This window comes from Actinobaculum sp. oral taxon 183 str. F0552 (assembly GCF_000466165.1).
Lineage (GTDB): Bacteria > Actinomycetota > Actinomycetes > Actinomycetales > Actinomycetaceae > Peptidiphaga.
In genome coordinates this window covers 1-8,130 of the sequence record NZ_KE951422.1, presented here as the reverse complement: position 1 = coordinate 8,130, position 8,130 = coordinate 1, and the positions used below count along the sequence as shown (strand labels likewise).

The 8,130-nt window shown below is 69.1% G+C and carries 6 protein-coding genes, 1 tRNA gene and 1 pseudogene; 1 reads left to right on the top strand and 7 read right to left on the bottom strand.

The window, feature by feature from the left end; all coding sequences use genetic code 11:
• Window positions 1-485: 485 nt before the first annotated feature.
• From groL to HMPREF0043_RS04580, 3 genes are all read right to left on the bottom strand, one after another.
• Entirely contained in the window at window positions 486-2,114 is a 1,629-nt protein-coding gene (gene groL, locus HMPREF0043_RS04590; RefSeq protein WP_021601735.1) for a chaperonin GroEL, read from the bottom strand.
• Window positions 2,115-2,428: 314 nt separating this feature from the next.
• A complete protein-coding gene (locus tag HMPREF0043_RS04585) occupies window positions 2,429-3,046 on the bottom strand; it encodes a LytR C-terminal domain-containing protein (protein WP_021601733.1) in 618 nt (205 codons plus the stop codon).
• Between the two features lie 71 nt (window positions 3,047-3,117).
• Window positions 3,118-3,426, bottom strand: a complete 309-nt coding sequence (locus HMPREF0043_RS04580; RefSeq protein WP_021601732.1) for a DUF3263 domain-containing protein — start codon at window positions 3,424-3,426, stop codon at window positions 3,118-3,120.
• 271 nt (window positions 3,427-3,697) lie between these two features.
• Between HMPREF0043_RS04580 and HMPREF0043_RS04575 the strand changes: the two genes are divergently transcribed.
• Window positions 3,698-4,366 carry a uracil-DNA glycosylase gene (locus HMPREF0043_RS04575; protein ID WP_021601731.1) on the top strand — a complete coding sequence of 223 codons (669 nt, stop codon included), beginning with the start codon at window positions 3,698-3,700 and terminating at the stop codon, window positions 4,364-4,366.
• A gap of 111 nt (window positions 4,367-4,477) precedes the next feature.
• Here HMPREF0043_RS04575 and HMPREF0043_RS04570 read toward each other — a convergent pair whose 3' ends face one another.
• From HMPREF0043_RS04570 to HMPREF0043_RS11460, 4 genes and pseudogenes are all read right to left on the bottom strand, one after another.
• Window positions 4,478-5,215: a polysaccharide deacetylase family protein gene (locus tag HMPREF0043_RS04570; RefSeq protein WP_084432174.1), complete on the bottom strand. Its 738-nt coding sequence runs from the start codon at window positions 5,213-5,215 to the stop codon at window positions 4,478-4,480.
• Window positions 5,216-5,474: 259 nt separating this feature from the next.
• Window positions 5,475-5,547: transfer RNA gene (locus HMPREF0043_RS04565), tRNA-Thr, on the bottom strand.
• Window positions 5,548-5,694: 147 nt separating this feature from the next.
• Complete coding sequence (locus tag HMPREF0043_RS04560; RefSeq protein ID WP_084432171.1) at window positions 5,695-6,603, bottom strand: DsbA family protein; 909 nt, start codon at window positions 6,601-6,603, stop codon at window positions 5,695-5,697.
• Between the two features lie 282 nt (window positions 6,604-6,885).
• Window positions 6,886-8,130, bottom strand: a pseudogene (locus HMPREF0043_RS11460) (hypothetical protein); the annotation flags it as partial.

Here is an 8,130-nt window from a genome sequence, read left to right as displayed (position 1 = left end):
CCGCTCCCGTGGCGGCCGTGCCCACCGCTACCACGCCGTTCACCGCGGAGACGGCCGCCACCCCGCCGCGTCCCGTCTCCACGGCCACACCGGAGTGGGTCGACGAGGACGACGTCGATGCGAATGCGCCGGCGAGCGGCAGCGGCATGGAACGCGAACCCGACCTGTGACCTCCACCCGAGCATGCGGGGCGCACCCAGCGGCGGGTGAGGACGGTACTCCCGACCCCGCACACCGGGCATGCGGTGTCGAACAGCGTTATATTCAGTTGTTCGCGGTACCCCGCTCCCACGCACGGCGGGCACGGACATGGGCGCGAACGCGCAGTCATCGCGCGGCACATCCACAGACTCTCGGTCCGCATGCCCGTCGACTCGTATTCGCAGTCTCCGAAAGATCCCCGGAAGGCTCGATGAGAAGAGCGGGGCGCCCCTGAGGGCGCCCCGCTCAACGGGACGATGCGCCTGCCGCTTAGCGGCGTGGACTCAGTACATGCCGCCCATGCCGCCCATGTCGCCCTCGCCGCCGCCGGCCTGCTGCTTCTCCGGCAGGTCGGCCACGACGGCCTCGGTGGTCAGGAACAGGCCCGCGATGGACGCGGCGTTCTGCAGGGCCGAACGGGTCACCTTGACCGGGTCCATGACGCCGGCCGCGAGGAGATCCTCGTATTCGCCGTTGGCGGCGTTCAGGCCGAATCCCTTGTCCAGGGTGCGGACCTTCTCCACCACGACGCCGCCTTCGTAGCCGGCGTTGACGGCGATCTGCTTGAGGGGGGCCTCGATGGCGATCTTGACGATCGCGGAGCCGGTCGCCTCGTCGTTCTCGACGGACAGGCCCTCGAAGGCCTCCTCGCCGGCCTGGATGAGAGCGACGCCGCCGCCGGCGACGATCCCCTCCTCGACGGCCGCCTTGGCGTTGCGCACGGCATCCTCGATGCGGTGCTTGCGCTCCTTGAGCTCGACCTCGGTGGCCGCGCCCGCCTTGATGACGGCCACGCCGCCGGCGAGCTTGGCCAGGCGCTCCTGGAGCTTCTCGGTGTCGTACTCGGACGTCGAGTTCTCGATCTGGACCTTGATCTGAGCCACGCGGCCCTCGATCTGCTCGTCGCTGCCGCCGCCGTCGACGATGGTCGTCGAATCCTTGGTCAGGACGACCTTGCGGGCGCGGCCCAGCATGTCGAGATCGGTGTTCTCGAGCTTGAGGCCGACGGTCTCCGAGATGACCTGACCGCCCGTGAGGATGGCCATGTCCTGGAGCATCTCCTTGCGGCGGTCGCCGAAGCCGGGGGCCTTGACGGCCGCGGACTTGAAGGTGCCGCGGATCTTGTTGACGACGAGCGTGGCGAGGGCCTCTCCCTCGACGTCCTCGGCGATGACCAGGAGCGGCTTGCCGGACTGGATGACCTTCTCCAGCAGGGGCAGGAGGTCCTTGATGTTAGAGATCTTGGAGTCAACGAGGAGGACGTAGGGCTCCTCCAGCACGGCCTCCTGGCGCTCGGGGTCCGTGACGAAGTAGGGCGAGAGGAAGCCCTTGTCGAAGGACATGCCCTCGGTGAGCTCGAGCTCCAGGCCGAAGGTGTTGGACTCCTCGACGGTGATGACGCCTTCCTTGCCGACCTTGCTCATGGCCTCGGCGATGACGCGTCCGATCTCGGCGTCGCCGGCCGAGATGGCGGCGGTGGAGGCGATCTCCTCCTCCGTCTCGACTTCCTTGGCGTCGGCCAGGAGGCGCTCGGCGATGCGTGCGACGGCCTTGTCGATGCCCTTCTTCAGGGCGATCGGGTTCGAGCCGGCCGCGACGTTGCGCAGGCCCTCGCGCACGAGCGCCTGGGCCAGGACGGTGGCGGTGGTGGTGCCGTCGCCGGCGACGTCGTCCGTCTTCTTCGCGACTTCCTTGACCAGCTCGGCGCCGATGCGCTCGTAGGGCTCCTCCAGCTCGATCTCCTTGGCGATGGACACGCCGTCGTTGGTGATCGTCGGGGCGCCCCACTTCTTGTCGAGGACGACGTTGCGGCCCTTGGGGCCGAGCGTCACCTTGACGGTGTCGGCGAGCAGGTTGAGCCCGCGCTCCATGGAGCGGCGAGCCTCTTCGTTGAACGCAATGGTCTTTGCCATGCCTGTAGTTCCTCCGATTAGGGGTGTTCATCCAGTCGATGCCCGCGACGGACGAAGCCGAACGCGCCGGTCCCTTCCCGCCGCGCGCGGCTCCTCACCGACCGGTGAGTTTCTGTCACTCTCAGTTCGAGAGTGCTAACCATGAGTCTGGCACTCTCAAGCCGTGAGTGCAAGGTTCGCGCGTTCACCGCAAGCGGAGCGCGCGGCGGCATCCGGCGCAGTGCGCGTCCGGCCCCAGGCGGGCGGGGCTCCCATGGCAGGCCGCGGCGGCAGAGCGCGCAACGGGGAGCGGCCGGTCGCCTGCGCATGCCGCTTCATCTGCGTATGTCGTTCTTGAGGACGGCGACGATCCGATCCCCTCCCGTCGCCGCAGGCGACAGCTGGACGCTCTGCTCGGAGATGCCGAGGCTCTTGGCCACCTCCACCGCGGTCTGCCGATCGGACTCCTTCGGGAAGAAGACGGTCGACACGCGAGGGGACCGGAGGTTGTAGTCGCTGACCGACACGCTCGTGAAGCCCTTCGCCGCGAGCGCCTTCTGCTTCTCGGCGGCGACCCCCCGGATTCCCGCGCCGTTGAGGACCAGTACGGGGCGGTTCAGGGAAGCCTGCGGGGTCGGCGAGGAAGGGGTCGTGCTGGGCGACTGGCTGGCCGTGGGCGATTGACTCGGCTTCTTGGAGGGGTCCTCGCTCTTGGACGTCTTGACCTGCGAGGTCTGCTGAGACGAGGGGTGAGCAGCAGTGGGCTTGGAGGGGGAGCCCCCCGAACTGGAGAACTGGACGATCGCCCATCCGGCGACGGGGGCGAGGACAAGGATCACGGCAAGGGCGATCCACCACTTCAGCGTGGACTCCTTGCGTCGATGCGTACCGCGGACCGTGCGCTGAGCGGCGAGCCGGTCGAACTCGTCTTGGGGGTATCGGTTCTCTGCCACACGACTAGCCTAGCGTCCACGCCACCTTTCGCGCTCAGGCACGCGAACGGGACTAAATAGGGCTCGGGGGCTCATTTGCCTCCGCGTTCGCCGATTCTGCGCTCACGCAGCCTGATCAGGCGTCCGACGAGTTCGGGCCGTTCCATTCTCGAGCGCGGATCCATGAGGATTCTATTGAGGGCCAGGTAGTAGCGCGTCTGGCTCATCCCCAGCGTGGCGATCGCGTCCGCCTTCCGACGCCCATGCGCCCACCATCTCTCCTCCATGTCGAGGATCGCATTCTCCTCCTCGCTCAACGCGGACTCCCACTGGCCTCCACCGACCGTCCGCCCATCCGAGGCCTTCTCCCGGCGGACGGGGCCGGCGCCTCCCTCGCCCATGTCGTCCTCCTCTCAGCCATCCACGGTCGCCTCCCGGCGGACCGCTCCGGGCACAGACTACCCCGGGCCTTCGCCACGTTCCTCGAAGGCAGCGCGATCCGCGCGTTCCCAGGGCGTGACGCCCCGATTGCGGCCGGGCGGCCGCAGGGCCCGGGGCGCTGGACGGGGCCATGGGCATCATTCACCATGCGGTCGGCGGCCGCCGGGGAATGCGACGATCGCCGAGGGGAGCCGGGCGTCCGATCGCTTACGTCCCGCTAGGCTTGAGTGCATGAGTCTTGCCGAGATTATCGATCCCGGGTGGGCGCACGAGCTCGAGCCGGTCGCAGACGCCATCCACGCAATGGGCGACTTCCTGCGCGAGGAGAACGCCGCCGGCCGGCGGTACCTTCCGGCCGGCGCCAACGTCCTTCGGGCGTTCACCTATCCTTTCGACGCCGTCCGCGTGCTCATCGTCGGCCAGGACCCCTACCCGACGCCGGGGCATCCGGTGGGTCTGAGCTTCTCCGTCGATCCCGCCGTCCGTCCCATCCCCCGCTCCCTGGTCAACATCTACAGGGAGCTGCACGACGACCTCGGCCTGACGCCGCCCGACAGCGGCGATCTGACTCCGTGGTGCGACCAGGGGGTCATGCTCCTCAACAGGGTGCTGACCGTCGAACCGGGCAAGCCCGCATCGCACCGGGGCAAGGGGTGGGAGGCCATCACGGGTCACGCCATCCGGCGCCTGGCCTCCCGGGGCGGGCCGCTCGTGGCGATTCTGTGGGGGCGGCCGGCCCAGGAGCTCAAGCCTCTGCTCGCAGGCGTGCCGACGATCGAGTCTCCCCACCCGTCGCCGCTCTCGGCGTCGCGCGGATTCTTCGGTTCGCGGCCCTTTTCGCGCGCCAACGCGCTGCTCTCCGAGCGCGGCGGAGGGCCGGTCGACTGGTCCCTGGCCTAGCCGCCGGCCCGGGCCCCTCTCCGGTCCGGTCGGGCTCGGGCCGGAGCGTGGTCGGCCGGCTCTCGAAGGTCGGCCTCTCCCGAACGGCGTCGGCCCGGCCGCGAAGCCCGGTTACCCCTCTTCCAGCTTCGCCCCGGGCAGCGCGGACGCCTGCTTGAGGCTGATCGCCTTGTAGTTCGCGGCGTCGATGTGGTCGAGGAGGATCTTCAGGGCCTTTACGGACTTGGTTCGGTCGAGCAGGCCGTCGTGCATCAGGAGGATCGAGCCCGGCCGGAGTCGGAGCATGGCGCGCAGAGCCATCTTCTCCGGGGTCGGGGCGTCCTTGCTCTCCATGGCGAACGTCCAGTAGACGGTCGTCAGGCCGGTGTCCGAGAGGACTTCGTCGACGGTTTTCGACGTGCGTCCCCTGGGGGGCCTGAAGTACCGCGGCTCGCTTCCCGTCATCGCGTGGAGGAGGCTCTGCGCGCCGGTGATCTCCCGCACGACGCCGTCGTGAGGGGTCCTCTCCAGATGGGAATGGGTCATGGTGTGGTTGGCGATCTCGTGCCCCTCGGCGATGATGCGCCGGATCAATGCGGGATGCCTGCGCGCGGCGTTCCCGACGATGAAGAATGTGGCTTTAGCCTCGTGCTTCTTGAGGATGTCGAGGACATCGGGGGTGAACCGGGGGTCTGGGCCGTCGTCGATCGTCAGGATCACCTTCTTGCCGGTGATCCCGGTGAAGCGGTGAAAGGGGTGGTCCTGGAGTACCAAGCCGGTCAACCAGGCGTAAAAGAACAAACCGACAGCTAGGAGGGTCGCCAAGAGCGTCGACCATGCCGCCGTGCGGGAACGTCGCGTCACAGTCACTGCTCCACCTCCAAGCCATCGGCTTGCCGGACCGGCGCGTGATAAACGGTCCGGATGACCAGTTTATTCTTCAACAAACGACGAGCCCGTCCCTCTGCGGATGGATTATACACTTACACCGACGTAGGAGGATCCTTGCCACCAAAAGGCTGCGATCATGGGCGCTCGGCGGCAAGAGCGGCTGGATTCCCGGAGGAGACGAGCTTCCCGCGAGAAGGCGCCGTCGAAGGCCTCCTCGCGCCGCAGCGGAGACGATCGGAGCCACCTAAGGGACTCGAACCCTTGACCGTCCGCTTACAAGGCGGGAGCTCTACCAGCTGAGCTAAGGTGGCGCGCTTTGAGAAGGCCCGGATACATCTTGCCAGAATCCGGTCGGATCCCCAAGGCCGACGGAGGCCCGACCCGGAAAGGGCGGGCCTCCTCGGGGGTTCGCGACCGTGTCGAGCCTCGGACCGCCCGCCCTGGAAGCGGCTGTCTGGCTACTGGGCGGGGGTGCCCGTCGCGCCGGGCGCCGACTCCTTTGGCAGGTCGGAGAGCACCTTCTGCAGGACGCCGTTAGGCCAGTTGACCAACTGCCGGTTGCCGTTGACGATCACGGCCGGGGTGCCGGTCAGCTTGTCGTTCTGGAACTGCTGGTTGGCCTGTTCGGCGAGCTGGCCGTACGCGTCGCCCGAGAGCGTCTTCTCCAGTTCGTCCGCCTGAGCGGAGGAGAGGCCCACCTTCTTGGCGAGCTTGACGATGTCGCCGACCGGCGGGACCTTGCGGTTCTTGATCGCCGAGGAGGAGATGTCCGAGAAGAACTTCTTGTGGAATTCGACGTACTTCTCCGGAACCTTCGAGGCGACGTAGTAGTCGGCCTGCATGGCCTTCTTGGAGAAGACGTCTCCGACGACCGACACGGGCTGGTAGGCGAGTGTGATCTCGCCCGCCGCCGCCTTCTTGACGAGGTCTCCGCCGACCTGGGATTCCAGGTCGTTGCACACGTGGCAGAGGTAGTCGTAGTAGACCGTGACGGTCGGCTTGCCCTCGTTGACCGCGCCGACCGTCGGCCGGTCCCCGCTCCCCTTGCCGAGGGTGATGCCCGCCCACTCGGTCACGTTCTTCGGCCGGCTGGCGGTGATGACGCTCTTGCTGTGGGCGAACTGCTTGAACTGCGGGGGGCCGCCCTTGGCCTGGTCGTTGCCCTTGCCCGACGTGACGATGACGTAGACCGCGGTGCACACCAGGGCGACCACTACGAAACTCCCGAGAAACATGAATAGGCGGTTGCGCTTCGCGCGGCGGCGTTCGGCCTGCTGCATCGCGCGCGCCCGGCTGAGGGCCTGCTCTCGGCGCTCCTGTTTGGTGAGATTCTCGCCTGAGAGGCCCGGTGTTCTTCGTGATGCCATGGTCCAGATTCTAAGTGGCCCAGCTGGGTCCAGCCTTGGAAGGAAACCCCTGGCGCTGTGAATCCCCACTCAGGCCGAAACGCGGTTCAGTGAAGCCGATCGCTTGGCGCACCGGGAGGCGTCAGAGTATGGCGTCGGACGCGGGGCGTCCTATTGCCTCGGGCCGGGCGTCCGGGTGTGGGCGATCGGTCCGGGGGAGCGGCGTCGGCGAGTCCGGCCGGTTCGCTCACGGGCCGAACATGTCCGCAGCCGGCCGTCGTCCCCGGCTCGTGCGGCGGCGGATCAGGTTCTGGCGAAGATCGGCGCCTCGGGCAGGGGCGTCCAGTCGGGGGCGGAGGCCTCCATCGCGTACACGGCCGTGAACGCCGCGAGGCCTAGCAGGGCGAGGGCCCAGAACGCCCGATAGGAGGCCGTCGGTGCGATGGCGGCGAAGAGCTCGCGGGCTCCGAGCCGGGCGCTCCGGTTCGTCCCCGTCATCCAGGCGAAGAAGAAGGTCACGGCCCCTCCGGCCAGGGTCGCGACGAGCGGCTGCTCGGGGACGAGGTAGGTCAGGCCCCACACCGCGCCGGCGCCGAATACGGCTGCGATCGCCACGGACACGATCTGGGCGAGCGCGCATTTGACCACCACCCACGGGAGCCTGAGGACGACGCCGAGCCCCTCCCCCGAGTACTTGCCGCCTCTGGACAGGCGTCGGTTGTTCAGGTCGGCGTGCGCCGTTCCGAAGACCGCGAGGACGAAGGCCAGGAAGGAGTACGCGACGACGGCCACGAGCGGCAGGCGGACGGCCAGTGCGCACAGGACGGCGCCCGCGAGCGCGACGAGGAACCACGCGGAGGGCGCCGGCCGCATCCACGGCGGCACTTCCGTCTCCGCACCGGGGACCGGCCCTCCGAAGCGTTCGCCCCAGCCCGGCGGATAGGCCCCGGGCTGGACCGGGGCCGGACCGTACTGCTGGCCTTGAGGCTGGCCCGGCCAGGCGGGCTGCCGCGCCGGGGGGATGACCGCCGGGTTGGCCGGGACGGGCGCTGAGAGCACCTCCGTGGGAGTGCCGCTCGCCCCCGTCGGGGCGACCTGGGTGGGCTGAACCTCGCCGGATCCGCCCGGCAGCACCTGTGTGGCGCCATCCGGCGCAGTGTAGCCTCCGGGCGCGTGCCCCGCGTCGGGCAGCACCTCCGTGGCGCCCTGCAGCCCCGAGTGCCCGGCGTTCGCATCCGCCTGGTTCGCACCCGCCGCCTGGGCACCCCAGCTGCCGCCGTAGGAGCCGGCGTCCAGAACCTCCGTCGCGCCCGGCGGCCGCGAGGGGTCCGGCGCGCCGAACGCCTCGGTCCGCCCGTCAGAGGGCCGGGCCGCCCCGTCGAGGACCTCGGTGCGCCCGTCGGCCGGCTGCGCGCCGGCCCCGGCGTTGAGCACCTCCGTCGCTCCGTCGGGCGCGACGCCGTAGGAAGCGCCATCGGTCCGGGTGCCGCTCAGAGCCTGCGCGGCGCCCGCGCCCGCCGCCAGGCCCGCGAGCCCCGCGGCATGCCG